This is a genomic window from Simonsiella muelleri ATCC 29453, from assembly GCF_002951835.1.
GTDB lineage: Bacteria > Pseudomonadota > Gammaproteobacteria > Burkholderiales > Neisseriaceae > Simonsiella > Simonsiella muelleri.
Window position 1 is genome coordinate 2,365,199 of the sequence record NZ_CP019448.1, and the last position, 25,683, is coordinate 2,390,881.

At 41.8% G+C, this 25,683-nt stretch carries 18 protein-coding genes, 3 tRNA genes and 3 rRNA genes; 20 read left to right on the top strand and 4 right to left on the bottom strand.

Annotated elements, in window-relative coordinates; all coding sequences use genetic code 11:
* Nucleotides 1–191 precede the first annotated feature (191 nt).
* Nucleotides 192–437, top strand: coding sequence for a GlsB/YeaQ/YmgE family stress response membrane protein (locus BWP33_RS11725; protein WP_002642286.1), 246 nt, complete (start codon nt 192–194; stop codon nt 435–437).
* A gap of 86 nt (nt 438–523) precedes the next feature.
* Here BWP33_RS11725 and BWP33_RS11730 read toward each other — a convergent pair whose 3' ends face one another.
* The gene (locus BWP33_RS11730) at nt 524–2,746 is read right to left on the bottom strand and encodes a matrixin family metalloprotease (RefSeq protein WP_104930405.1); all 2,223 of its coding nucleotides are present in this window, start codon (nt 2,744–2,746) and stop codon (nt 524–526) included.
* Nucleotides 2,747–3,586: 840 nt separating this feature from the next.
* Between BWP33_RS11730 and BWP33_RS12600 the strand changes: the two genes are divergently transcribed.
* The 3 genes from BWP33_RS12600 to BWP33_RS11750 all read left to right on the top strand — a co-directional run bounded on the left by BWP33_RS12600 (nt 3,587) and on the right by BWP33_RS11750 (nt 6,930).
* Nucleotides 3,587–3,982, top strand: coding sequence for a hypothetical protein (locus BWP33_RS12600; protein ID WP_158666838.1), 396 nt, complete (start codon nt 3,587–3,589; stop codon nt 3,980–3,982).
* Between the two features lie 417 nt (nt 3,983–4,399).
* Nucleotides 4,400–4,612 (top strand): heavy-metal-associated domain-containing protein, encoded by a 213-nt coding sequence (locus BWP33_RS11745; RefSeq protein WP_002642283.1) that lies wholly within the window; start codon nt 4,400–4,402, stop codon nt 4,610–4,612.
* A 179-nt stretch (nt 4,613–4,791) separates the two neighbouring features.
* Nucleotides 4,792–6,930, top strand: coding sequence for a heavy metal translocating P-type ATPase (locus tag BWP33_RS11750; RefSeq protein ID WP_002642282.1), 2,139 nt, complete (start codon nt 4,792–4,794; stop codon nt 6,928–6,930).
* Between the two features lie 74 nt (nt 6,931–7,004).
* Here BWP33_RS11750 and rpmE read toward each other — a convergent pair whose 3' ends face one another.
* The gene (gene rpmE / locus BWP33_RS11755) at nt 7,005–7,220 is read right to left on the bottom strand and encodes a 50S ribosomal protein L31 (RefSeq protein WP_002642281.1); all 216 of its coding nucleotides are present in this window, start codon (nt 7,218–7,220) and stop codon (nt 7,005–7,007) included.
* 142 nt (nt 7,221–7,362) lie between these two features.
* Nucleotides 7,363–7,791 (bottom strand): hypothetical protein, encoded by a 429-nt coding sequence (locus BWP33_RS11760; RefSeq protein ID WP_002642280.1) that lies wholly within the window; start codon nt 7,789–7,791, stop codon nt 7,363–7,365.
* Nucleotides 7,792–7,952: 161 nt separating this feature from the next.
* On the opposite strand from BWP33_RS11760, the gene guaB reads away from it, so the two are divergent.
* On the top strand, nt 7,953–9,419 hold the full coding sequence (gene guaB, locus BWP33_RS11765) for an IMP dehydrogenase (protein WP_002642279.1): 1,467 nt from the start codon (nt 7,953–7,955) through the stop codon (nt 9,417–9,419).
* A 173-nt stretch (nt 9,420–9,592) separates the two neighbouring features.
* Here guaB and BWP33_RS11770 read toward each other — a convergent pair whose 3' ends face one another.
* Nucleotides 9,593–9,946 carry a hypothetical protein gene (locus tag BWP33_RS11770; RefSeq protein ID WP_002642278.1) on the bottom strand — a complete coding sequence of 118 codons (354 nt, stop codon included), beginning with the start codon at nt 9,944–9,946 and terminating at the stop codon, nt 9,593–9,595.
* Nucleotides 9,947–10,051: 105 nt separating this feature from the next.
* On the opposite strand from BWP33_RS11770, the gene BWP33_RS11775 reads away from it, so the two are divergent.
* The 15 genes from BWP33_RS11775 to nudE all read left to right on the top strand — a co-directional run bounded on the left by BWP33_RS11775 (nt 10,052) and on the right by nudE (nt 25,637).
* The gene (locus BWP33_RS11775) at nt 10,052–10,462 is read left to right on the top strand and encodes a helix-turn-helix domain-containing protein (RefSeq protein WP_002642277.1); all 411 of its coding nucleotides are present in this window, start codon (nt 10,052–10,054) and stop codon (nt 10,460–10,462) included.
* On the top strand, nt 10,459–11,043 hold the full coding sequence (locus BWP33_RS13200; RefSeq protein ID WP_002642276.1) for a methylated-DNA--[protein]-cysteine S-methyltransferase: 585 nt from the start codon (nt 10,459–10,461) through the stop codon (nt 11,041–11,043). Before BWP33_RS11775 ends, BWP33_RS13200 begins: the two co-directional genes overlap by 4 nt.
* A gap of 143 nt (nt 11,044–11,186) precedes the next feature.
* Entirely contained in the window at nt 11,187–12,533 is a 1,347-nt protein-coding gene (locus BWP33_RS11785) for a sodium-dependent transporter (protein WP_002642275.1), read from the top strand.
* Nucleotides 12,534–12,609: 76 nt separating this feature from the next.
* A tRNA-Asn gene (locus BWP33_RS11790) sits at nt 12,610–12,685 on the top strand.
* A 610-nt stretch (nt 12,686–13,295) separates the two neighbouring features.
* A 16S ribosomal RNA gene (locus tag BWP33_RS11795) occupies nt 13,296–14,838 on the top strand.
* Between the two features lie 103 nt (nt 14,839–14,941).
* Nucleotides 14,942–15,018 (top strand) — tRNA-Ile (locus tag BWP33_RS11800).
* A gap of 10 nt (nt 15,019–15,028) precedes the next feature.
* Nucleotides 15,029–15,104, top strand: a tRNA-Ala gene (locus tag BWP33_RS11805).
* A gap of 489 nt (nt 15,105–15,593) precedes the next feature.
* Nucleotides 15,594–18,481 (top strand): 23S ribosomal RNA (locus tag BWP33_RS11810).
* Nucleotides 18,482–18,643: 162 nt separating this feature from the next.
* Nucleotides 18,644–18,755 (top strand): 5S ribosomal RNA (gene rrf / locus BWP33_RS11815).
* The 16S, 23S and 5S rRNA genes sit together here with 2 tRNA genes alongside, the layout of an rRNA operon.
* Nucleotides 18,756–19,142: 387 nt before the next feature.
* Nucleotides 19,143–20,585, top strand: coding sequence for a glucose-6-phosphate dehydrogenase (zwf, locus tag BWP33_RS11820; protein WP_002642736.1), 1,443 nt, complete (start codon nt 19,143–19,145; stop codon nt 20,583–20,585).
* Nucleotides 20,586–20,757: 172 nt separating this feature from the next.
* On the top strand, nt 20,758–21,381 hold the full coding sequence (locus BWP33_RS11825; RefSeq protein WP_002642737.1) for a fused MFS/spermidine synthase: 624 nt from the start codon (nt 20,758–20,760) through the stop codon (nt 21,379–21,381).
* On the top strand, nt 21,378–22,895 hold the full coding sequence (locus BWP33_RS11830) for a fused MFS/spermidine synthase (protein ID WP_002642738.1): 1,518 nt from the start codon (nt 21,378–21,380) through the stop codon (nt 22,893–22,895). Before BWP33_RS11825 ends, BWP33_RS11830 begins: the two co-directional genes overlap by 4 nt.
* Before the next feature lie 332 nt (nt 22,896–23,227).
* Complete coding sequence (gene pgl / locus BWP33_RS11835; RefSeq protein WP_002642739.1) at nt 23,228–23,920, top strand: 6-phosphogluconolactonase; 693 nt, start codon at nt 23,228–23,230, stop codon at nt 23,918–23,920.
* A complete protein-coding gene (locus BWP33_RS11840; protein WP_002642740.1) occupies nt 23,901–24,914 on the top strand; it encodes a glucokinase in 1,014 nt (337 codons plus the stop codon). The genes pgl and BWP33_RS11840 overlap by 20 nt, the downstream gene beginning before the upstream one ends.
* Before the next feature lie 165 nt (nt 24,915–25,079).
* Entirely contained in the window at nt 25,080–25,637 is a 558-nt protein-coding gene (gene nudE / locus BWP33_RS11845; RefSeq protein WP_002642741.1) for an ADP compounds hydrolase NudE, read from the top strand.
* Nucleotides 25,638–25,683: the final 46 nt, after the last annotated feature.

Sequence of the window (25,683 nt, forward strand, 5' to 3'; positions counted from 1 at the left end):
AATATCACAATAAAAAGGTTTCAGGCTGCTTTCGTTTATCAAGGCAGCCTGAAATTTTTGATGAACGTAATTAATAATTAGCATGTAAATAATTGTAAAGACTTGCAAGTTCAAGGAAATGTTGTCAACGTCATGATTTTTTCTTGTTATAGTAGCAAGTTCCTACCCACTCTATATAGAAAGGTCATATCATGGGATTTATCGGTACGATTATTATTGGTTTTATTATTGGTGTGTTGGCGAAGTTTTTGCACCCCGGTAAAGAAAACATGGGTTTTATTGTAACAACTATTTTAGGTATTGCTGGTTCTTTTGTGGCGGCGTTGATTGGTCAAGCGGTTGGTTTGTATCAGCCCAATGAGCCTGCGGGTTGGGTTGCGTCCACATTAGCGGCTGTTTTGTTGTTGGTGCTTCACGCGCGTTTCATGAAAAAATAATTTCAACCATTTTTCAATTTAAATAAATAAAAAAGGCAGCCTAACAAGATTATTTCTTTCAGGCTGCCTTTATTGTCATGTCAATTCTAAATCAATACAAAACTATTTTGGTCAATTGCCAAATTGGTAGACAAAGTCGCGATTTGAACAGCTGCGCCACTGCCTGCGCCATCAGCATCATAACTCAATGCACCAGTTTGGGCGTTGTATTGAATGTGGTGAGCAAAATCGGTAAGCGTGTCGCTGGCAAAAATACCTTTCAACAGTGCAATTTTATCCGTGCCAACCGTGAAATCGGTAATTTTATCCGCATAATCAGGTACATTATTGAACACAAATGTATCCGCACCTGCACCACCCGTCAGCGTGTCCAAACCCAAACCACCCATCAACACATCATCGCCATCGCCACCATCAAGCGTGTCGTTACCGATGCCACCGATTAGCGTATCATTGCCTGCGTTACCGTAAATTTGGTCATTACCATCATTGCCTTGAATAATGTTATCAGCGGCGTTGCCTTTAAGAATATCGTTGTGAGCTGAACCAAGTAAATTTTCAATTTGCGTGTTGTAACCAATAAATGACACTCCATCGGTGTAGTTATATGCAAACACGCCCGATGAACCGGCACTCGTACCAGCTTCTTTATTGCCACCCGAAAAATAGGAATCATAATCAATTCCATGCGTATTAATTAAACCAAAATCGCGGGTATTGGTATTGCTGGCATCGGCATAAATCCATGAACCAGGAGTCAAATCCACGTTTACGCCTTTGGCTTCTTGTGATGCGTCAAATGTGTCTACACCAGCACCGTCCCAAATGTAAATATCGCCATCATTGCTTGATGGATTGAACATATGGAATGTATAGGTATTGTCTTCGGCACGAGCTTTGGGATTCACACCGTAGAGATAATGCAAAATGGCCAAATCATAAATATGTGGTTCGGAAACACGTTCAAAATCATCGGCTTTGTAACTCATCACGGTAACTCCCGTGCTGTTTTTTTCATCGCTTAAATGTGGCGTGGTGTTGGGTTCTTTTTCTTCCAAATGTGGGTGTTTCAAACCAACTGTGTGCAAAATTTCATGAATGACCGTAAATAAACCTTTATTGTTGTCATTTGCAGGCTGCTTGAAAGAATAATTGCCGCCAAAATCATTGGAATTAAAATGCGCGTTACCACCAAAATACGCATAACCCAATGAACCATCCATACCAAGTGCAGCAAAATCATTCAAATAAAAATCCAAATCCGATTCTTGTACGCTGTCCACTTCGCGGAATGTGATGTTGGTATATTTGCTAATTAAATCTAGGGCTTGGCGAATAACTGCCTGATTATCTGCGCTCATCACTTCAGGCGAAGAGTTTTCTAAATCTTCTACTTCATATGGATTTGCCAAATAATAACGATTCATGCGCTCTTCCAAAGTCAATGACGTATTCGTGATGCCATCTAATTCAGCTTTCGTAGGCATATGATAGGTAATTTCAATGCCCCTACCAATTTGATGACCCTCCAAAAAACCCAAATTATAACCACGTTGATTGTGGAGAGCAAAATCATCTAACGCATTAATAAAATAAGGTAATTTATCAGCTGAAATGGTTTGATGTTGATTACCCGCTGCAAATACACCAGCCGATGCTTGATTGGCTACTACGGTGTAATGAGCGTTTTCGGTTGTGTTACCCAAACTCAAAACCATGTTTTTGTCCGAATCTGCCAACAAATCTGCGCGCGCCACTTTGGTGCTGAATGAACCATCATTTTGAACAGTGGCGTTATAAATATGTTGATTCAATTCAATGCGAACCACATCGCCCGCTTTGGCGCCATCTGCTTGACCGATTAAAGTTTCTTCGGTGTGTTGGGCGGCGATGTGGTTGGCTACAGTGTAGTTACCCACGCTGCCTGAAATAGCACCTGTATTGCTGGTTAAGGTTAACGCTTGGATATCGGTGTTGGGTGCTTTCCCTTTGAATTCACGCAATAAATAGACTTTTTGTTCATCACTTTCAATTTGGTAACCGATGACGCTATCTACATAATTCAGTTCGTAGGTGATTTTTTGTCCTTGCAATGCAGCTAATTCGCTGGTTGGCACATCTACGTAAAATTGATAACCCTTGTTGCTAAATGCGGCGTGATACGATTTATTACCGATTTTCAGCGTGATGCCTTGTAACATATCCTCGTGTTGCCACAATGAATCGGTTTGTTTGCTGATATCCAAGCTGCCTGAAAGCCGCGTTAATTCACGCGTATCATCTAAACCAACCACATTGTCATCACTCACACTAATAAAACGTAATTTCGGTGTGGCATTTGGAGCCGTGTTGCTGTCTGAAGTGGTATTGTTATTGGTTGCATTATTGGTATTTGAATCATTGGTATTCGGATTACTTGCATTCGAATCATTGGTGTTCGGATTACTTGTATTCGAATCATTGGTGTTCGGATTGCTTGTATTTGAATCATTGGTATTCGGATTACTTGCATTCGAATCATTGGTGTTCGGATTACTTGTATTCGAATCATTGGTGTTCGGATTACTTGTATTCGAATCATTGGTGTTCGGATTGCTTGTATTCGAATCATCGGTGTTCGGATTACTTGTATTCGAATCATTGGTATTCGGATTACTTGCATTCGAATCATTGGTGTTCGGATTGCTTGTATTCGAATTATTGGTGTTCGGATTACTTGCATTCGAATCATTGGTGTTCGGATTACTTGCATTCGAATCATTGGTGTTCGGATTACTTGTATTCGAATCATTGGTATTCGGATTACTTGCATTCGAATCATTGGTGTTCGGATTACTTGTATTCGAATCATTGGTATTCGGATTACTTGCATTCGAATCATTGGTGTTCGGATTACTTGTATTCGAATCATTGGTATTCGGATTACTTGCATTCGAATCATTGGTGTTCGGATTACTTGCATTCGAATCATTGGTGTTCGGATTACTTGCATTCGAATCATTGGTGTTCGGATTACTTGTATTCGAATCATTGGTATTCGGATTACTTGCATTCGAATCATTGGTATTCGGATTGTATTCGAATCATTGGTATTCGGATTACTTGTATTCGAATTATTGGTATTCGGATTACTTGTATTCGAATCATTGGTGTTCGGATTACTTGCATTCGAATCATTGGTGTTCGGATTGCTTGTATTCGAATTATTGGTGTTCGGATTACTTGTATTCGAATCATTGGTGTTCGGATTACTTGTATTCGAATTAGATACAGACGAATCACCATTGCTACCACCACTTGTGCCAAGTGCGACCGCACCTACACCCATTAATCCCAGTGCAACCAAACTGGCTTTTGTCGCGGTGGGTAATCCAGCTGTCGTGTGTGTGGCTGTGGCGACAGGTGATGCCATTGTCGGCACAACCGATGCTACGTCTGCTGCCGAAACAGCAGGCACAACAGGCATGGCAGCATTACTCGTTGCCAATGTAGTGTTCATGCTCATGAGAACAAGGGGGTTGCTAATAGCTTGTGCATTGGCATAATTTTCCAATACAATCAGTGGTTTTTGTTCATTGTCATCGGCAAAAATCCACAAATCTCGCCCAACTGTTCTCATATGCGGTTGAGTTATCAACACACCTTGCTCGTTTAAAAGTTGGTATTGTGCATTGAGTTGTGTGGGTAATTTAATGGTTTGATTCTTTTGCAATGAAAATTTTTGCGCTGTGCCATTTTGTATCACGCGTAAAGTAATTGCAGTCATGTGAATTCCTTTAAAGTTAAAAAATAAAATTTCTATTAATTATAAATTAGTTCCGTAATAAAATCATATTTTTTAATGGAAACTTATTTGGCTGTTGTAAAAAATTTTCAGGCAGCCTGAAAATCGGTTTGACTTTAACCCAGTGTTAAGGTTTATCCTATGTACCTTGTTTAACCCTAACCTAAGGAAACGAAAAATGACTACAGTAACTTTGAATATTGATGGCATGACTTGTGGCGGCTGCGTCAAAAGCGTAACGCGTATTTTGAGTGAATTGGACGGTGTCTCTCACGCTGAAGTGAACTTGGAACATAAAAGCGCGGTGGTCAATTTTGATGAAAGTAAAGTGAAAATTAATCAATTGGTTGATGCCGTAGAAGATGGCGGCTACGATGTCAGTGTGGCTTAATTTATTGTGAGCTATAGTCGTTTAAAATTAAAAATACTACCACGTTATCCTATTTTTATTTTAAACGACTATACAATTTAGGGCAGCCTGAAAACGAAAATGGGTTTTCAGCCCACTTATATTTGATTGCATCTACAAAGTAAATTCTCATCACAAAAACTTAATTCGGAGAACACACTATGGCGACTGAACGCATCAATTTCAATATACAAGGCATGACTTGCCAAGCCTGTGCCAATCGCATTGAAAAAGTATTAAACAAAAAAGATTTTGTGGAAAATTGTACTGTGAATTTTGCAGGCGAAACCGCGCAAATTGAGTTTGACGATACACAAACCAATATTGATGAACTGATTAAAATCATTGAAAAAACAGGATATCAAGCAACAGTGCAAACTTCGTGGCAGCCTGAATCAAATAGCGAAACACATTGGCGCGTGTGGGCGTTGTTGGGGTTGTCATTACCGTTTTGGATAGGGATGTTGGGCATGATGTTCGGTTCGCATATTTTGATGTTGCCGATTTTGTTGCAAATACTGATTGCAACTGTGGTGCAAACCTATTTTGCATTGCCCTTTTATAAAGGTGCAATCGCCAGTATTCGTGGTGGTTTAGCGAATATGGACGTGTTGGTATCGGTTGGTACTTTGGCGATTTATCTTTATTCGTTGGGCATGGTGTTGATGAGATATGACACACATCATGTGTATTTTGAAGCAAGTGTTATGGTTTTAGCCTTTGTTTCATTGGGTAAATATTTAGAAGCCAAAACCAAACGTGGCAGCCTGAACGCGCTTGGCTCTTTGTTGCAACTGACACCACGCGAAGTAACCGTATTCAAAAACAATGCTTGGAAAACGCTGTCGCTAGACAAAATCCAATTGGGCGACATTTTGCGTTGCGTACAAGGCGGACGTATTGCCGCAGACGGTGAAGTAGTGTCGGGTGAAGGTTGGGCGGACGAGGGCCATTTAACAGGCGAAAGCCAATCTGTTTACAAAACGGTAGGCGATAAAGTGTTAGCAGGTTCAATTCTTTCAGGCAGCCTTGATTATCGCGCCGAGCAACTGGGCAAAGACACGCTTTTGGGCGACATGACTGCTGCACTGGCAGACGCGCAAGGCAGTAAAGCCCCAATTGCACGTTTGGCGGACAAAGTGGCGGCGGTGTTTGTACCGACTGTATTGTCGATTTCGGTTTTAACTTTAATTATCAACTGGTTGATTGCAAGTGATTTTACTACCGCAATTGTGCGTGCTGTAGCGGTGTTGGTTGTAGCGTGTCCGTGCGCTGTGGGTTTGGCAACACCCGCCGCCATTATGGCTGGTATGGGACAAGCCGTTCGGCATGGTGTGTGGTTTAAAAACGCGGCAGCATTGGAAATGGCAGGCTCAATTAACACCGTTGTGTTAGACAAAACAGGCACACTCACGCAAGGTAAACCCGACATTGTTGATATTTGGTTAACCAAAAATACAACTGAAAAACAATTATTGGCCATCGCTTCAGCGGTAGAACAACACGCTGCTCACCCATTAGCAAACGCAATTGTTCAGGCTGCCTTATCGCGTGATATTCAGCCTTTACGCGCGGATAATGTCAACACCATTGCGGGTGAAGGCATCAGTGCGAATATTGATGGCGTGGGTGAAGTGAAAGTTGGGAAATTAGATTTTTGTGGTTTTAAATTGCCCGAACATTTAAGCGGCATATGGCAAATTGCTACAATTGCTGCTGTGTCTATTAACAATCAAGCAGTTGGTGCGTTTGCCCTAGCTGACCCACTCAAACCCGACAGCATCACTGCGATTAACCGCTTGCGTGAAAATCACATTGATGTGCATATCATGAGTGGCGACAATCCAGCTACTGTGGCACACATCGCTCAACAATTAGGGTTGCCAGATGGTCAGGCACACGGCAACCAATCGCCACGTGATAAAGCCCAATTTATTCAACAATTGCAACAACAAGGCACAAAAGTTGCCATGGTAGGCGACGGTATCAATGATGCGCCAGCACTGGCGTTAGCGGACGTAGGTTTTGCTGTACGTGGCAGCACTGACATCGCTGAACAAAGCGCAGACGCAGTGTTGGTGAAACAATCTGTCAATCAACTTACAGAGGGCTTATTGATTGCCCGTGCTACTTTGCGCGTCATCAAGCAAAACCTATTTTTTGCTTTTATTTACAATATATTGGGTATTCCCTTTGCTGCAATTGGTTTGCTCACACCTATACTTGCGGGTGCAATGATGGCGATGAGTTCGATTTCTGTATTGAGTAATGCGTTAAGACTGAAAAGAATGAAGTTTTAAGATTTCAGGCTGCCTAAAAACAGAAAACTGCTTGAAAAATTTATTTTTCAAGCAGTTTCTAAATCGCGCAAAAATTAGCGTTTGAACATATTGCCATATTTTTGGTTGAATTTATCTACGCGACCAGCCGTGTCCACAATTTTTTGTTTGCCTGTGTAAAATGGGTGGCATTCTGAACAAACTTCAATGTTAAAATCAGTTTTTGCCATAACAGATTGAGTGGTAAATTTGTTACCACAAGAACAGGTTACGTTTACTTCGTGGTAATCTGGATGAACATCTTGTTTCATGGAAAATATCCTTAAAATGCGGGTGCCGGGGTTGTGCCAACACCTCTTGTTAAAAAATGAAGTGGGGTATTATCCTGTTTTTCAGATAGCTTGGCAAGTATTCCGAATGTTTTCAGGCTGCCTGAAAAAGGTCATTCATCAATTAATTACAAAAACGTGAAATATCGTTGGTGTATTTTGGGATCAATTGGTCTTTGTTGCGCGCGTTTTGTGCCAAATTCAAATTAGAACGTGCTTGCTGACAATTTTCTTCTTTAATTTTGGCAGCTTCTGCTGTACGTTTGGCATTTTCATCTTCTACTTTTTTGTTTTCAGCCGCAATTTGTTGGCTCAATTCTAACTGACGTTGTGCCAATGAATCGGGTGTTTTGAGTTTGGTATCTGTAGACGCGCTTACGGTATGCGTGCGAACATTCATTTTATTAGCATAATCCATACGTAAATTCAAAGGGATATCCGAATATGCATTATGGCTACCTTGTCGCCAGCTATACACGGTTTCTGCTGCTAATGCACCAGTGGTCAGGCTTGCACTTATTAAGGCGATTGCGATGGTTTTGAAATTCATCATTTTGTTTTCCTTGAAAAATGGTTTGAAAGATAGTTAGCGATTGTACTGTTTTCTAGGTAGTTTGTCATGAAAATTGGCTTTCAGGCTGCCTGAAAATCGTAAATGATGATACAATGGCGTGCATTTTAAGCAAACCTAATATATAAAAAAGGTCTCACAAAATGCGTATTGTAGAAAAAGCCTACACATTTGACGATGTGTTACTCGTTCCTGCTCATTCTCAAGTTTTGCCACGCGATGTCTCGCTCAAAACCCCATTAACCAAAAAAATTACTTTGAATTTGCCTTTGTTGTCGGCGGCAATGGATACCGTTACCGAAGCGCGTCTTGCTATTTCTATGGCGCAAGAAGGCGGCATCGGTGTTATTCATAAAAATATGACGCCTGAACAACAAGCATTAGCTGTTCGCAAAGTCAAACGCCACGAAAGCGGTATTGTCAAAGATCCTGTTACCGTTTCGCCTGATAAATTAATCGGTGATTTGCTCTCTGAACGCGCTCAACGCAAACGCAAAATGTCGGGTTTGCCTGTCGTGGAAAATGGTAAAGTGATTGGTATTGTTACCAATCGTGATTTGCGTTTTGAAACGCGTTTGGATTTACCTGTTTCAGCAATTATGACACCGCGTGATAAATTGGTTTCTGTATCTGTTGGTACGAGCATTGAGGAAGCGCGTGAAGTGATGCATCAACACAAAATTGAACGCGTTTTGGTTTTGAATGAACAAGATGAATTAAAAGGTCTAATCACCGTTAAAGACATTATCAAAAATACCGAATTTCCCAACGCCAATAAAGATGAAGAAGGTCGTTTGCGTGTGGGGGCTGCGGTTGGTACAGGTGCAGATACAGAAAAGCGTGTACGTGCTTTGGTGGACGCTGGCGTGGATATTTTGGTGGTAGACACGGCACACGGACACAGTCAAGGTGTGATTGATCGCGTAAAATGGGTTAAACAAAATTTTCCAGAAGTTCAGGTGATTGGTGGCAATATTGCGACTGCTGCGGCAGCGCGTGATTTGGCGGCGGCTGGTGCAGATGCGGTAAAAGTTGGTATTGGTCCCGGCTCAATTTGTACAACGCGCATTGTGGCAGGCGTGGGCGTACCGCAATTAACCGCCATTCATAATGTATCGGAAGCCTTGAAAGGCACAGGCGTTTCGGTGATTGCAGACGGTGGTATTCGTTTTTCGGGCGATATTGCCAAAGCGTTGGCGGCGGGCGCGGATTGCGTGATGTTGGGCGGTATGTTCGCTGGCACAGACGAAGCACCCGGAGAAATTGAATTGTATCAAGGGCGTGCGTATAAATCGTATCGCGGCATGGGTTCGTTGGGCGCGATGAGTCAAGGTTCAAACGACCGCTATTTCCAAGACAAACAGGAAAGCACCGACAAATACGTCCCCGAAGGTATTGAAGGTCGCGTACCGCACAAGGGGCCGATTGTGAACATCATTCATCAGTTGGTGGGCGGTTTGCGTTCCAGCATGGGCTATTTGGGTTGCGCCAATATCGCGGAAATGCACGAAAAAGCGGAATTTGTGGAAATCACATCGGCGGGTATGAGCGAATCGCATGTTCATGATGTGCAGATTACCAAAGAAGCACCGAATTATCAGCGTGGGTGATTTGGGGTTTGATGGGTAAGTGAAATTCAGGCTGCCTGAAAATGTGGGGAAACACGTTTCAGGCAGCCTGAATTTTTGTAGGGTGCGCCGTGCGCACCGATTTCATCACAATAATTTGATTTTGTGGATAAATTGGTGCGCACGACGCACCCTACGCAACTGAATTTTAAAATTTAGTAGCAACCAAATTGATTACAGATTTTTGAGAAAGAATTACCACGAGAATCTGTACCGTCAATATAGCGAGTATTGCCATAAGTTCGTGTTGTCATATCCCAAGAATTGCCATTTGCAGCTTGTCCTGTTGTATAAGTAGTATTACCATAAGTACGTGATTCTTGAGACCAAGTGCTACCTGTATTTGAGTTATAACCGTCCATATAGGTGGTATTGCCATATTTTCTGATGGTGTAATCATTGCCACTATTCAGGTCATAGCAATTGTAGTAAGTGTCGCTTCCGTAGCAGCGAGCAAATGCATTAACAGAAGTGAAACCTAAAATGGCAACCAAAAGATATTTGAACATGATACAATCTCCAAAGATTTATTTTTAAAATTAGTATTTTGCATAACGAGTTGCAATTTTTCCAGCGCGTAAAAGTGCAGAAATTTTCAAAAAAGAGCAGAAAGTATGGAAACCTACGAAAAAATCCGTTTGGCGCGTGAATTAAATCAATGGTCGCAAGAAGAAATGGCGGAAAAATTGGAAATGTCGCCAAGTGGTTATGCGCGTATTGAACGTGGCGAAGTTCGTTTAAATATTGAACGGCTGGAACAAATCGCCCAAATTTTGAATATTGATATATCAGATTTAATACAAAAAGATATAAATGGAATTACTATTCAAATTATTAAAGATAGTGAAAATAGCAATATTGGTGATGTAAATTTGTTTAGTAATAATCATGGTATATCGGAAATTGAGAAGTTGAACTTGATTATTCAACATAAAGATGAATTATTGGAGCAAAAAACACAAGAATTAAACATGATTAAAGAAATGTTTGAATTGTTAAAACAGCAAATCAAAAATCAATCATGAATACCGAAACCGAAATCGCCCAATATTTCAACAAACTCAATTTCAGGCAGCCTGAAACCGCAAATACACTCCACGCCCAAATCGTCCCCACCTCTTTGGGCGAAATGCTGGCAATTTGTTCTGCCACAGGTTTGTGTTTGCTGGAATTTGTCGGGCAGCCGCGCTTGGAACGCGAAATCCACCAAATCGCCCAAGCCAAACGTGCGGCAATCGTTTTTCAACCCCATGATTTATTAAAAGAAGTTGCCCAGCAAGTGCAATCTTATTTTTCAGGCAGCCTGAAAAACTTTTCCGTGCCAATAGACTTTGTTGGTACGGATTTTCAACAGCGCGTGTGGCACATTCTGCAAACGATTCCCTATGGCAAAACCATCTCTTACGCTGAACAAGCCACAAAATTGGGCAATCCCAAAGCCGTTCGCGCGGTGGCAGCGGCAAATGGGTGTAACAAAATTTCCATTATCGTGCCGTGCCACCGCGTGATTGGCAGCAACGGCACGCTCACAGGCTATGCAGGCGGCTTGTCGCGCAAACAATTTTTGTTGGATTTGGAATCGTATGCAGGCTGCCTGAAAATATGATATAAGCTTTAAATATCAAAACATCTATCTTGACAGGCAGCCTGAAAACCATCTTTCAGGTAGCCTTATGCATTGTGGTCTCTGCTGTGGGGCTATAAATCTAACAAGTATCTTTTAAATTAAATCAGGAGATTAGATATAATATGGCAAGAGTAAATTGGACATCGCGTATTGGTTTTATCCTAGCGGCAGCAGGCTCAGCGATTGGATTGGGTGCGATTTGGAAGTTTCCCTACACGGCAGGCACCAACGGTGGCGCGGTTTTCTTTTTGATTTTTTTAATTTTTACCGTTTTGGTGGGATTGCCTGTTTTGTTGGCGGAATTTTACATCGGACGTAAAACAGGTAAAAACGCGATTGACGCACTCAAAGAATTATCACGCCACAATGGCGCATGGGTGTGGATTGGTCGGACGGGCGTGGTGGGGTGTTTTGTGTTGTTGTCGTTTTATAGTGTGGTGGGTGGTTGGGTGCTGGCGTATTTTGTTCACGCGCTTTCAGGTAGCCTGAATGCCCACACGGATTTTCCCAAATTATTTGAGCAAACCATCAGTAATCCTTATCAAGCCATTGTGTATCAGGCTATTTTTATGTTGATTACCATTTGGGTGGTACAAAAAGGCGTGTCCGAAGGCATAGAAAAAGCCAATCGTTATTTGATGCCAGCGTTATTTGTGATGTTTATTATTTTGGCGATTCGGTCAATGACTTTACCTAATGCGATGGCGGGGATAACTTTTTTGTTGAAACCTGATTTCAGTGCTGTAACGGCCAATACGTTGCTCACGGCATTGGGGCAAGCATTTTTTGCGTTGAGTTTGGGTGTATCCACGATGGCGACTTACGCTGCATATCTTGACCGCCAAACGGATTTGTTTCGTTCAGCTAACAGCATTATGTGGATGAATATGGCGGTATCGTTGTTAGCGGGTTTGGTGATTTTTCCTGCGGTGTTTGCATTTGGGTTGAAGCCCGATGCGGGGCCTGGCTTAATTTTCATTGTGTTGCCAGCTGTGTTTCAGCAGATGCCGATGGGGACATGGTTATTTGCTTTATTTATGGTATTGGTAACATTTGCCACGCTTACGTCTGCATTTTCTATGTTGGAGACGGTGATTGCAGCGACCATTCATGAACAACAAGACCGTAGACGTAAATATACATGGTTGATTGGTTTGGTTATTTTTGTTGTAGGCATTCCATCTGCGTTGTCGTTTGGGGTAATGAGTGAGACGAAAATTGTTGGTAAAACCATTTTTGATTTATGGGATTTTTTAATTACGTCATTGATTATGCCAATTTGTGCGTTGGCAACTACGGTATTTATTGGTTATGTGCAAAATCGCCAACAAGTATGGGCGCATATGCGTGAAGGCAGCAGGCTACCTGAAAAAGTTGTGCAAATTTGGTATATTGCATTGCGTTATATTGCGCCGATTGCGATATTATTGGTGTTTGCCAATACGTTGGGTTTAATTAATTTCAAATAAAAACAATGTTATTAAAATAAAATTCGTACATATTGTTTGACAAAAAATCAAAATACTGTATAATCAAGTCTATCATTCCCTGATAGCTCAGTCGGTAGAGCGACGGACTGTTAATCCGCAGGTCGCTGGTTCGAGCCCAGCTCGGGGAGCCAAATTTAAACCGTCTAAACAACCGTTTAGGCGGTTTTCTTTTTGTGGCTTGTTTGGGATTATGTTCATTTTGTGTCCAAAACCGTTCAATTTGTCCAAAATATCCGCGTGGCTTTGCAGATGTTCGGTTGCCAAATGCGATCCCTCTCCCTTTATGCGCTAGCTTGTCTATGTGTGGAGCCGGTATGCCAACGAAAATTTTTGATTTGCGCTTTTTTAGGCTGTGTTTCCGAGTGTGGCTATCTAAATTTCTTCGATGTTTGTATTTTATTTTTTAATATTTTAAGATTAAATACTGTTAAGAAACAATGTATTTATTAATTTTGAGGGGAATATTTGTTTATTTTTTGTTGACGGTTTTTGGGTATAGGCGTATAGTTCGGTTCTTCGCTGCTACGGCGGTTGAGTTAGTCAAAACGAATTAGTTTACTGGTTTATTTGGCTGAGTACAAGGATTATTTGAAGCTCTTTAAAATTACAGAATACCGATAAGTGTGAGTGCCTGATGGTCTCACACTGCAAGAAAAAACAGACAAGATTGTAATAGGTGCTGAGCCGATTACTCTTTGTTGGTTTCTTTGAAGCAGACCAGAAGTTATTAAGTTAGAGATTGAACATAAGAGTTTGATCCTGGCTCAGATTGAACGCTGGCGGCATGCTTTACACATGCAAGTCGGACGGCAGCGGGGTAGTGCTTGCATTACTGCCGGCGAGTGGCGAACGGGTGAGTATAATATTGGAACGTACCGAGTAATGGGGGATAACTATCCGAAAGGATGGCTAATACCGCATACGTCCTGAGGGAGAAAGCGGGGGACAGGCAACTGCCTCGCGTTATTTGAGCGGCCAATATCGGATTAGCTAGTTGGTGGGGTAAAGGCTTACCAAGGCGACGATCCGTAGCGGGTCTGAGAGGATGATCCGCCACACTGGGACTGAGACACGGCCCAGACTCCTACGGGAGGCAGCAGTGGGGAATTTTGGACAATGGGGGGAACCCTGATCCAGCCATGTCGCGTGTATGAAGAAGGCCTTAGGGTTGTAAAGTACTTTTGTTAGGGAAGAAAAGGCATTTGCTAATATCAGATGCTGATGACGGTACCTAAAGAATAAGCACCGGCTAACTACGTGCCAGCAGCCGCGGTAATACGTAGGGTGCGAGCGTTAATCGGAATTACTGGGCGTAAAGCGAGCGCAGACGGTTACTTAAGCAAGATGTGAAATCCCCGAGCTCAACTTGGGAACTGCGTTTTGAACTGGGTAGCTAGAGTGTGTCAGAGGGGGGTAGAATTCCACGTGTAGCAGTGAAATGCGTAGAGATGTGGAGGAATACCGATGGCGAAGGCAGCCCCCTGGGATAGCACTGACGTTCATGCTCGAAAGCGTGGGTAGCAAACAGGATTAGATACCCTGGTAGTCCACGCCCTAAACGATGTCAATTAGCTGTTGGGGCACTAGATGCCTTAGTAGCGAAGCTAACGCGTGAAATTGACCGCCTGGGGAGTACGGTCGCAAGATTAAAACTCAAAGGAATTGACGGGGACCCGCACAAGCGGTGGATGATGTGGATTAATTCGATGCAACGCGAAGAACCTTACCTGGTCTTGACATGTACGGAATCTCTCAGAGACGGGAGAGTGCCTTCGGGAGCCGTAACACAGGTGCTGCATGGCTGTCGTCAGCTCGTGTCGTGAGATGTTGGGTTAAGTCCCGCAACGAGCGCAACCCTTGTCATTAGTTGCCATCATTTGGTTGGGCACTCTAATGAGACTGCCGGTGACAAACCGGAGGAAGGTGGGGATGACGTCAAGTCCTCATGGCCCTTATGACCAGGGCTTCACACGTCATACAATGGTCGGTACAGAGGGTAGCCAAGCCGCGAGGTGGAGCCAATCCCAAAAAACCGATCGTAGTCCGGATTGCACTCTGCAACTCGAGTGCATGAAGTCGGAATCGCTAGTAATCGCAGGTCAGCATACTGCGGTGAATACGTTCCCGGGTCTTGTACACACCGCCCGTCACACCATGGGAGTGGGGGATACCAGAAGTAGGTAGAATAACCGCGAGGAGTTCGCTTACCACGGTATGCTTCATGACTGGGGTGAAGTCGTAACAAGGTAGCCGTAGGGGAACCTGCGGCTGGATCACCTCCTTTCTAGAGAAAAGAAGAGATTGTTAGGTACTCACACTTATCGGTATACTGAATTGAGATGCGAAGAGCAAGAATGCGAAGAGCAAAAGAATAGAGACGACTTAATGGGTTTGTAGCTCAGGTGGTTAGAGCACACGCTTGATAAGCGTGGGGTCGTAGGTTCAAGTCCTACCAGACCCACCAAGACCTAATTGGGGGCATAGCTCAGTTGGTAGAGCACCTGCTTTGCAAGCAGGGGGTCATCGGTTCGATCCCGTTTGCCTCCACCAAATATTTAGAGGTAGAACCAAATATTTAGAAGTCAAATATTTAGAAGTAGAGCTGAACAGTAGAATTTAAAAGTAGAAATTTCAAATTAAAGTGAGTTTGTGGAAGTTGTTTACGAAGAAGTTGTTTACTAGATAGTTTTATAACTTACTTTTTATAACTTACTTTAATTTGCGATTTAAGAAACGCATTGATCTTTAACAAATTGGAAAGCCGAAATCAACAAACAAAGACAATGTTGATTTGTTTAGAATGCTGTTTGATGCAACAAGTAGTGTTCACATTTCAGGCAGCCTGAAAAGGTATTGGTACTGAAAGAAGAAATAAGCAAATCATAAGAATTTGGGTGATGATTGTATCAATTGTTCTTGAAAGACAAAAGGCAAGAACAATACACAACAAAGCAGTAAGCTTTGTCAGATTAGAGAATCTAAGTAATGCTGGCAGTCAACGCCAGTATCTACGAAGTCAGAAGGTTCTTCAAATGATAGAGTCAAGTGAATAAGTGCATCAGGTGGATGCCTTGGCGATGATAGGCGAAGAAGGACGTGTAAGCCTGCGAAAAGCGCGGTGGAGCTGGCAAAAAAGCATTGATACCGCGATGTCCGAATGGGGAAACCCACACAGCAATGTGTATCCTAATCTGAATACATAGGATTAGAGAAGCGAACCTGGAGAACTGAACCATCTAAGTACCCAGAGGAAAAGAAATCAACCGAGATTCCGCAAGTAGTGGCGAGCGAACGCGGAGTAGCCTGTATATGATAATTATTGAGATAGAAGAAAGAATTGGAAACTTCTACCATAGTGGGTGATAGCCCCGTATTTGAAATCTCAATGATGGTACTAAGTATACGAGAAGTAGGGCGGGACACGAGAAATCCTGTCTGAATATGGGGGGACCATCCTCCAAGGCTAAATACTCATCATCGACCGATAGTGAACCAGTACCGTGAGGGAAAGGCGAAAAGAACCCTGGGAGGGGAGTGAAATAGAACCTGAAACCTGATGCATACAAACAGTGGGAGCACCGTTAAGGTGTGACTGCGTACCTTTTGTATAATGGGTCAACGACTTACATTCAGTAGCGAGCTTAACCGAGTAGGGGAGGCGTAGGGAAACCGAGTCTTAATAGGGCGACTAGTTGCTGGGTGTAGACCCGAAACCGAGTGATCTATCCATGGCCAGGATGAAGGTGCGGTAAAACGCATTGGAGGTCCGAACCCACGCATGTTGCAAAATGCGGGGATGAGCTGTGGATAGGGGTGAAAGGCTAAACAAACTCGGAGATAGCTGGTTCTCCCCGAAAACTATTTAGGTAGTGCCTCGAGTATGAGACTGATGGGGGTAAAGCACTGTTATGGCTAGGGGGTTATTGCAACTTACCAACCCATGGCAAACTCAGAATACCATCAAGTTGCTCCTCGGGAGACAGACATCGGGTGCTAACGTCCGGTGTCAAGAGGGAAACAACCCAGACCGCCAGCTAAGGTCCCAAATGATAGATTAAGTGGTAAACGAAGTGGGAAGGCACAGACAGCCAGGATGTTGGCTTAGAAGCAGCCATCATTTAAAGAAAGCGTAATAGCTCACTGGTCGAGTCTTCCTGCGCGGAAGATGTAACGGGGCTCAAATCTATAACCGAAGCTGCGGATATACTTTTAGTATATGGTAGGGGAGCGTTCTGTAAGCCTGAGAAGGTGATTCGTAAGGATTGTTGGAGGTATCAGAAGTGCGAATGTTGACATGAGTAGCGATAAAACGGGTGAAAAGCCCGTTCGCCGAAAGCCCAAGGTTTCCTACGCAACGTTCATCGGCGTAGGGTGAGTCGGCTCCTAAGGCGAGGCAGAAATGCGTAGTCGATGGGAAACGGGTTAATATTCCCGTACTTTGATTCAATGCGATGTGGGGACGGAGAAGGTTAGGTTAGCAAACTGTTGGAATAGTTTGTTTAAGCCAGTAGGTGGAAAGAGTAGGCAAATCCGCTCTTTCTTAACACCGAGACGTGATGACGAGTGTCTACGGACATGAAGTGACCAATACCACGCTTCCAGGAAAAGCCACTAAGCTTCAGTTGAATCAGAACCGTACCGCAAACCGACACAGGTGGGCAGGATGAGAATTCTAAGGCGCTTGAGAGAACTCGGGAGAAGGAACTCGGCAAATTGATACCGTAACTTCGGGAGAAGGTATGCCCTCTAATGTTAAGGACTTGCTCCGTAAGCATCTGAGGGTCGCAGAGAATAGGTGGCTGCGACTGTTTATTAAAAACACAGCACTCTGCTAACACGAAAGTGGACGTATAGGGTGTGACGCCTGCCCGGTGCTGGAAGGTTAATTGAAGATGTGCAAGCATCGGATCGAAGCCCCAGTAAACGGCGGCCGTAACTATAACGGTCCTAAGGTAGCGAAATTCCTTGTCGGGTAAGTTCCGACCCGCACGAATGGCGTAACGATGGCCACACTGTCTCCTCCCGAGACTCAGCGAAGTTGAAATGGTTGTGAAGATGCAATCTCCCCGCTGCTAGACGGAAAGACCCCGTGAACCTTTACTGTAGCTTTGCATTGGACTTTGAAGTCACTTGTGTAGGATAGGTGGGAGGCTTAGAAGCAGAGACGCCAGTCTCTGTGGAGCCGTCCTTGAAATACCACCCTGGTGTCTTTGAGGTTCTAACCCAGACCCGTCATCCGGGTCGGGGACAGTGCATGGTAGGCAGTTTGACTGGGGCGGTCTCCTCCCAAAGAGTAACGGAGGAGTTCGAAGGTTACCTAGGTCCGGTCGGAAATCGGACTGATAGTGCAATGGCAAAAGGTAGCTTAACTGCGAGACCGACAAGTCGAGCAGGTGCGAAAGCAGGACATAGTGATCCGGTGGTTCTGAATGGAAGGGCCATCGCTCAACGGATAAAAGGTACTCCGGGGATAACAGGCTGATTCCGCCCAAGAGTCCATATCGACGGCGGAGTTTGGCACCTCGATGTCGGCTCATCACATCCTGGGGCTGTAGTCGGTCCCAAGGGTATGGCTGTTCGCCATTTAAAGTGGTACGTGAGCTGGGTTTAAAACGTCGTGAGACAGTTTGGTCCCTATCTGCAGTGGGCGTTGGAAGTTTGACGGGGGCTGCTCCTAGTACGAGAGGACCGGAGTGGACGAACCTCTGGTGTACCGGTTGTTTCGCCAGAAGCATAGCCGGGTAGCTAAGTTCGGAAGAGATAAGCGCTGAAAGCATCTAAGCGCGAAACTCGCCTGAAGATGAGACTTCCCTTGTGGTTTAACCACACTAAAGAGTCGTTCGAGACCAGGACGTTGATAGGTGGGGTGTGGAAGCGCGGTAACGCGTGAAGCTAACCCATACTAATTGCTCGTGAGGCTTGACTCTATCATTTGAAGGACTTTGGAAGAAATAGAAATACCAAAGCACAAAGATAAAGCTTACTGATGAATACACTTCATCACTCAAAAAATCAGTTGATTAAAGAATAAATAGGGTAAGAAAAATTAAAATTATCTTACCAACGGCTTACCAATTTGACAGTTTATGTTTGGCGACCATAGCGGTTTGGTCCCACTCCTTCCCATCTCGAACAGGACAGTGAAACAAACCAGCGCCGATGATAGTATAGTTCCTATGCGAAAGTAGGTCATCGCCAAACTCTTTATTCAAAAATCCCTTAGCCAATCTATGTTGTGTGCTAAGGGATTTTGCTTTTTAGAATTAATTCAAGATTGGGTAAAATCGCTTGAAACCTTTGCAAAAAAAACTATTTTCAGCAAAAAACAAATATGTACCACGCGTATACAGTGAATATTGCCTTGTATAATATTAAACCGAAAATGATTAAGAATATAATTTATTAATTAAATTAAAATAAAGTCAGAATAAAGAATGTGAGATTAATTTGATTTGAATAGAATGAATGCTAAAAAAATACTGTTCAGGCAGCTTGAAAATTAGGATAATTAACTTTCATTCAGGTAGCCTGAAATACGTTCTGCATGATTTTTATATTTTTTATTCTCAAACTCCGAAAGGAACAAAAATGTCTCAAAAACTGAATAATTTTGACATGGTTATTTTTGGTGCAACGGGCGATTTGGCGATGCGAAAATTATTGCCTTGTTTGTATCAGGCACACGCGGCAGGTTTGTTGCATCCTAAAGGTCGCATTTTATGTGTGTCGCGTAGTCAAATGGATACTGCGCAATTTCTCGCTAAAGTACAAAGCGATTCTAAAATTCATGTGAAAAAAAATTTTACTGATGCATTGTGGCAAAATTTCATTCAACGCATTGAATATTTGACGGTTGATGTTACACAACCTGCACATTTTGAGGATTTGAGTCAAGCCGTAAAAGCGCGTACTGAAACGGATAATGTGATTATTTATCTGTCCACTGCGCCAAAATTTTTCGCGCCAGCGTGTGAAAATTTGGCAAAAGTGGGTTTGAATGCTGACAATGTTCGCATTGTATTGGAAAAACCGCTTGGCACGGATTTGTATTCATCACAACAAATTAATACCGATGTGGCAAAATATTTTAAAGAAAATCAAGTCTATCGTATTGACCATTATTTGGGTAAAGAGAGTTTGCAAAATCTGTTGCCGTTGCGTTTTGGTAATGTGTTCTTTGAGCAAGTTTGGAATAAAGATTTTATTCAATCGGTACAAATTACGATCGCAGAACAATTGGGTGTGGAAGAGCGCGGTGAATTTTATGATATTACGGGCGCGTTGCGTGATATGGTGCAAAATCACATCATGCAAATGCTGTGTTTTGTGGCGATGGAACAACCTAAGTCTTTGAATGCAGATGATGTTCGTGATGAAAAATTAAAAGTAGTGGCAGCCTTAAAACCGATGACATCTGCTGATGTGGATAAAAATGTGATTCGCGCACAATACACACAAACCGCAGAACAAAAAGGTTATTTACAAGAACACAACGTCCCAACAGATAGTAAAACCGAAACTTATGTGGCGATTCGTGCTGAATTAGATACGCCACGTTGGGTTGGTGTGCCGTTTTATCTGCGGACCGGCAAACGTTTGGCATCGCGCACAGCAGAAATTGTATTGAATTTCAAAGCACAAGACAACGGCTTGTTCGGTGCCAATGCCAATCGTTTGGTCATCAGTTTGCAGCCTGATGAAACGATTGTCGCAAAATTATTTGTGAAACAAGTGGGGAGTGGCTTGGACGTGCAGCCTGCAGAAATGGTGTTGGATATGGGCAAAGTATCCGATGAACGCCGTGCTGAAGCGTATGAATTGCTGTTGCGAGAAGTGATTGATGGACGTTTAAATTTGTTTAATCGGCGTGATGAGTTGGAAAAAGCGTGGGAATGGGTGATGCCTATTTTGGATAATTGGGCGAACTCTTCTGTTAAACCATATGGTTATATTGCATCTAGTTGGGGGCCAAAAGAAGCACAAGATTTATTAGCGCGTGATGGTAATGCGTGGCTAGAAGATCAGGTGTAATCCATTCAGGTAGTAATATTATTTTAGTCCGAAACCTTTGCTTATTTTTAGCAAAAAATAAAAACTAAAATTTAAATACATATCAATTTGATAAGATTTTGACATTTTTATTTTTGAAGGTTTTGCAAAGGTTTCAGGCTGCTTTTTTATTAATTTGGAAAGATAAATAATAATGATGAATCAATCAAACCGAATCAATCAAACTAACATGTTGGGTATATTGGCAATTATATTTTTTTTATCAGGTATGGCTGCATTAATTTATCAAGTAACGTGGCAGCGTTTATTATTCACAGGTTTTGGTGTAGATATCACATCTATTACGGTTATCATTTCCATTTTTATGATTGGATTAGGAGTGGGGGCGTATTATGGCGGACGTATTGCTGATTTCTATTCCAAGCGAATTTTATGGATATTTTGTTTATTTGAATTGCTTATTGGGTTGTTTGGTGCAATGAGTTATTGGTTAATTACATGGTTAGGACAAGTATTACTTCATGCAGATTTATGGGGTGTCGCATTGGGTAATTTGACTTTACTGTTGTTGCCGACATTTTTAATGGGTTCAACTTTGCCTCTTTTAACATGTTTTTTTAATCAATATATTGAAAATATTGGAGAATCTATTGGTTTGTTATATTTTATCAATACAATGGGGGCAGCATTTGGTTCTGTATTGTGCGGATTTATTTTATTTAATTATTTAACGATTCCACAAACATTATGGTTGGCTGCAAGTGTCAATTTATTGATTTCTTGTTCTGTGTTTATTTTGTATGTGAGAAAGTCATGAAAAATAAATATTTGTCTATCTATTTATTGGCATTTGCAAGTGGTTTTTTAAGTTTAGCATTGGAAGTTGTATGGATGAGAATTGTCTCATTTGCAGGACATTCTGTACCACAAGCATTTTCTTATACATTGGCTTTATTTTTAACAGGCATTGCGATTGGTGCTTGGCAAGGACGAAAAATTTGCCGTGAAAGAAGAATCTTTGTTAATCATGAGTTAATTGGTCAATATTTTGGATATGCTGGTTGCGTAGATTTAGTGGTTTTACTCGTAACTTATATGTCATTATTTATATCTAATCAATCTATTTTGGCAGTAGCTGCTATTGGTATTTTAATCGCTACTTCAGTGCGTGGCGTGGTTTTCCCCTTGGTGCATCATTTGGGTACGGAAAAAACTAAATCAGGCAGGCAAATTTCCAATGTGTATTTTAGTAATGTAGTGGGGAGTTCTTTATCACCGATTTTAATTGGTTTTGTTTTGTTAGATATTTTCAATACTCAACAAATCTATTTTGCGATTTGTGTGTGTTCTTTTTTAATTGCTGCATGGTGTACGCCATCAAGTAGGAAATTATTGTTTTATTCACAAATTGGTTTATTAATTTGTACATTGGGATTATTGTGGTTGCCTGAAAAATTATTTCAGGCTTTGGCCAAAGATGTTGTGGGTAAGAATATTTATCCTATTACTTTAATTGAGAATAAGCATGGGATTATTCAAGTATACTACACAGATGGAACTAAAGTTGTATATGGTGCAAATGTGTATGATGGAAAATTTAATATTGATTTTTTTAATCAAAATAATCGAATAGACCGTGCTTATTTTGTGCCTATTATGAAACCTGATGCCAAAAATATTTTGGTTATTGGATTGAGTACAGGTTCTTGGACGCGCGTATTAAGCATGATGCCTAAATTGGAAAAAATGACGATAGTAGAGATTAATCCTGATTATGTTAAAGAAATTGCAAAACACCCTGAAATTGCACCACTTTTACAAGATGAACGTGTCAATATTATTATTGATGATGGCAGAAAATGGGTACGTAAAAATGTAGGGCAATATGATGTGATTATGATGAATACAACCTATTATTGGCGAGCATATGGAACGAATTTATTAAGCCAAGAATTTCTGAATATTTTAAAACAACACCTTCATACCAATAGCATGGTTTTATATAATCCTACAGGTTCAGAAGATGCTTTTTTTACTGCTAAAAGCGTTTATCCACAAGTTTATGATTATAATGGTATGGTAGTTTCTAGCTTCCAACCTATTGATAAACCGAATGTTGATGAAATTGCGCAACGATTGATGAATTTGCAGTTTCCTGAAAATCAGCAAGTTGTTTTTAGTGCAGAGCAAGCCAAAAAAGCGGCTGAATTTTTTGATAAACAACCATTTCATGTATATAAACATAAAGAAAATGAACGACTTCCTGAAATTATTCAGGATAGTAATATGATCACAGAATATAAATACGGAAAAGGGTTATTCTCTTATTAAGTATTGTATCAAAAATTGATACATAAAATAATACCATTGTTTTTGTTTATTATTTTGGCCATTACTGCCGCCAGTGTTTTATATAGTCGTTTAAAATTGAAAATACTACTGCGTTGTCTGCTCCCCTAGATGTATATGGCGGTTCTGTTTGCTTTATTCTATTTTTCTTTTAAACGACTGTGTTTTCAGATAGCTTGCCACATCAGTATTATGGGCGATTCACGGTATTGATGATATTATCATGCTTAACCAATTTTGTGGTGTTGATGATTTAACTTTCTGGCTGCCTGAATAATCATTCATCAAATTTATTTATCAATAAGGAAAATAATATGATTTCATTCAAAAAATTTCCCAGTTCAGCCGACAATGCCCAAGCACTCGCTCAAGCCGTTGCCGAGAATTTATGTGATATTTTAACCCAACAAGAACGCGCTACCTTAGCAGTGTCAGGTGGCAAATCGCCGATTGCATTTTTTCAAGCGTTGAATCAAATCGATTTGGATTGGTCGCGTGTGAATATTACATTGGTTGATGAACGCGTTGTACCTACTCAACACGCCGACAGCAACACAAGTTTGGTTCGCCAATATTTGATTAAAAACCAATTGAGTCAAGCAAAATGGCTACCTTTAATCAGCGATGATGCTGATGAAGATGAACTGAAAAATATTTCACAAGCAGTTGAATTTGCATTACAAAATTATACACAACCCGATGTTTTGGTGTTGGGGATGGGGGGCGATGGACATACTGCCAGTATTTTCCCAAAAGCCCCGCAATTTACCGATGCGATTTGCGTAAATTATCCACAACCTTTGCTGCATACCACGCCCGTAACTGCGCCATACGAACGCATTTCCATGACTTTAACAGCAATTGTTCACACACCATATGTTTACTTGGCGATTGCTGGGGCAGATAAATTAGCGATTTATCAACAAGCGGAACAAGGTGAAAATCCTAATTTTCCAATTAGTTATGTTTTAAATAAGGTGCATACAAATGTCTTCTACAACGACTAAATCTAAAAAATCCGATGTTTCAGGCAGCCTGAACTATCCACGTATGGTGGCGGATATTGGTGGCACAAACGCTCGTTTTGCGCTGGAAATGTCTCATCAAAAATTTGAATATATTGAGGTACTACCTTGTAATGATTACGATACCATTGTGGATGCTGCCAAAGAGTTTCTGAAACGCGCTGGTAATCTTGAAGTAAAACACGCATCGGTGGCGATTGCTAATCCTGTGGTAGGGGATTGGTTGCAGATGACGAATCATCATTGGGCATTTTCTATTGAAACCACGCGTCAAGCATTGGGATTGGAAACTTTATTATTTATCAATGACTTTACCGCACAAGCATTGGCGATTACCAAAACGCAGCCTGAAGATTTGGTACAGGTTGGCGGTTTTCAACCTATTGAAAATGCACCTAAAGCCGTGATTGGACCGGGAACTGGTTTGGGTGTGAGTGGTTTGGTGCCATCTGCTTGCGGTTATGTGCCTCTGGCAGGGGAAGGTGGGCATACTAGTTTTCCGCCGTTTGACGATACTGAAGTGATGATTTGGCAATATGCGAAGAAAAAACATGGACATGTTTCCGCTGAACGTTTTTTGAGTGGTGCAGGTTTGGTGTTGATTTATGATGCGTTGGCAGAACGCGAGGGCGTGAAACGCCAAAAAATGACGCCAGCAGAAATCAGTGAACGTGCATTGAGTGGTACATCGCCATTGTGTCGCCTGACTTTGGATATTTTTTGCGCGATGCTAGGGACGGTGGCATCAAATTTAGCTTTGACGCTGGGTGCGCGCGGTGGCGTGTATTTGTGTGGTGGGATTATTCCGCGATTTATTGACTATTTTAAATATTCGCCATTTCGCAATCGCTTTGAAAACAAAGGGCGTTTTGATGCTTATTTAGCGGCGATTCCCGTGTATGTGGTGTTGAGTCAATATCCAGGTATCACGGGCGCGGCGGTGGCGTTAGATAATCATTTGGATACAGTAAAATAATTTATGGAATGAGAAAAAGGCAGCCTGAAAATCATCAAATGGTTTTTCAGGCTGCTTTTTTGATTTGATATGATGCAAATTAATATGAAATAAAGTTTCTCTGACCGTGCAAAACATTCACAAAACAGCGTACAATCTGAACATCTGACTACATGGCATAACATAATGAAATTTTTGCATACAAAACAACAACCCCCCGAAATTTTGGCGGTACGTACGGCCGCAAAAACCGCGATTTTTGAAGTGCAACAAGTGGATTTGCGTTTCAGTAATGGGCAAGAACGTACATTTGAACGCTTAACACCTGCGCGAAAACCAGCCGTGATGGTGTTGCCAATTGAAAACGATGAACTGATTATGATACAAGAATATGCAGTTGGTTCAGAGCGTTATGAATTGGGTTGTGTGAAAGGCTTAATTGATGTAGGCGAGTCGCCACTTCATGCAGCCAATCGCGAATTACAAGAAGAAATTGGCATGGGCGCGCGTGATGTTGTGCCATTGCGTGTTTTATACAGTTCGCCTAGTCATATGTTTAGTCCGATGTATGTGTTTGTTGCACGGGATTTGTATTCATCAAAATTAATGGGTGATGAACCTGAACCTTTATTGCAAGTGCGCGTTCCAATTAATCAACTTGATGATTTAATTAATGATTCTAATTTTGGCGATGCAAGGGTTTTATCTGCATTAATGTTATTGCAACGTTTTCAGGCAGTCTGAAAAGCTATTCATCAGAATTTTTGATTAATTATAATAGGATATTGAT

Excerpts from the sequence above, each read along its gene's own strand:
- BWP33_RS11770 (WP_002642278.1), bottom strand. The coding sequence starts at position 9,946 with ATGTTCAAATATCTTTTGGTTGCCATTTTAGGTTTCACTTCTGTTAAT.
- BWP33_RS11825 (WP_002642737.1), top strand. The coding sequence starts at position 20,758 with ATGATGAATCAATCAAACCGAATCAATCAAACTAACATGTTGGGTATA.
- guaB (WP_002642279.1), top strand. The coding sequence starts at position 7,953 with ATGCGTATTGTAGAAAAAGCCTACACATTTGACGATGTGTTACTCGTT.
- nudE (WP_002642741.1), top strand. The coding sequence starts at position 25,080 with ATGAAATTTTTGCATACAAAACAACAACCCCCCGAAATTTTGGCGGTA.
- BWP33_RS11760 (WP_002642280.1), bottom strand. The coding sequence starts at position 7,791 with ATGATGAATTTCAAAACCATCGCAATCGCCTTAATAAGTGCAAGCCTG.
- BWP33_RS11840 (WP_002642740.1), top strand. The coding sequence starts at position 23,901 with ATGTCTTCTACAACGACTAAATCTAAAAAATCCGATGTTTCAGGCAGC.
- BWP33_RS11750 (WP_002642282.1), top strand. The coding sequence starts at position 4,792 with ATGGCGACTGAACGCATCAATTTCAATATACAAGGCATGACTTGCCAA.
- BWP33_RS11725 (WP_002642286.1), top strand. The coding sequence starts at position 192 with ATGGGATTTATCGGTACGATTATTATTGGTTTTATTATTGGTGTGTTG.
- BWP33_RS11785 (WP_002642275.1), top strand. The coding sequence starts at position 11,187 with ATGGCAAGAGTAAATTGGACATCGCGTATTGGTTTTATCCTAGCGGCA.
- BWP33_RS11830 (WP_002642738.1), top strand. The coding sequence starts at position 21,378 with ATGAAAAATAAATATTTGTCTATCTATTTATTGGCATTTGCAAGTGGT.
- BWP33_RS13200 (WP_002642276.1), top strand. The coding sequence starts at position 10,459 with ATGAATACCGAAACCGAAATCGCCCAATATTTCAACAAACTCAATTTC.
- BWP33_RS11745 (WP_002642283.1), top strand. The coding sequence starts at position 4,400 with ATGACTACAGTAACTTTGAATATTGATGGCATGACTTGTGGCGGCTGC.
- BWP33_RS11775 (WP_002642277.1), top strand. The coding sequence starts at position 10,052 with ATGGAAACCTACGAAAAAATCCGTTTGGCGCGTGAATTAAATCAATGG.
- pgl (WP_002642739.1), top strand. The coding sequence starts at position 23,228 with ATGATTTCATTCAAAAAATTTCCCAGTTCAGCCGACAATGCCCAAGCA.
- rpmE (WP_002642281.1), bottom strand. The coding sequence starts at position 7,220 with ATGAAACAAGATGTTCATCCAGATTACCACGAAGTAAACGTAACCTGT.
- zwf (WP_002642736.1), top strand. The coding sequence starts at position 19,143 with ATGTCTCAAAAACTGAATAATTTTGACATGGTTATTTTTGGTGCAACG.